This is a genomic window from Rhodobacter ferrooxidans, assembly GCF_000176015.1.
GTDB classification, from domain to species: Bacteria; Pseudomonadota; Alphaproteobacteria; order Rhodobacterales; family Rhodobacteraceae; genus Pseudorhodobacter_B; species Pseudorhodobacter_B ferrooxidans.
Genome location: NZ_ACYY01000057.1, coordinates 1 through 558 on the forward strand (window position 1 = coordinate 1; position 558 = coordinate 558).

Annotated in this window: 1 protein-coding gene; it reads left to right on the forward strand. The window is 65.1% G+C overall.

Features of this window, described 5'->3' with window-relative positions:
- A partial coding sequence (locus tag RSW2DRAFT_RS17015) for an AAA family ATPase (RefSeq protein WP_008033315.1) occupies positions 1 to 558 on the forward strand: 558 nt, incomplete at both ends.

The window sequence follows — 558 nt, forward strand, 5'->3', positions numbered from 1 at the left end:
GGCGGCGCAAGCAACTGGCCGATGACCTGCGCGACGAGGTGTATCCCAAGAACATCCTGATGATCGGGCCGACCGGTGTTGGCAAGACCGAGATCAGCCGCCGTCTGGCGAAGCTGGCCCGCGCGCCGTTCCTGAAGGTCGAGGCGACCAAGTTCACCGAAGTCGGTTACGTCGGCCGCGATGTGGACAGCATCATCCGCGATCTGGTGGATGCCGCCATGGTGGAAACCCGCGCCCGGATGCGCGAGGACGTGAAGGCCCGCGCCTTCAAGGCCGCCGAGGACCGGGTGATCGAGGCCATCGCCGGCAAGGACGCCCGCGAGCAGACCCGCGAGATGTTCCGCGGCAAGCTGAAGCGTGGTGAGCTGGACGATACGGTGATCGAGCTGGAAGTGGCCGACACCTCGAACCCGTTCGGGGCGTTTGATCCGACCGGTCAGGGCCAGATGGGCATGATGAATCTGGGCGATCTGTTCGGCAAGCTGGGCGGGCGCAGCCAGAAGCGCAAGATGACGGTGGCGGAAAGCCATGAATTGCTGATCAGCGACGAGGCCGACA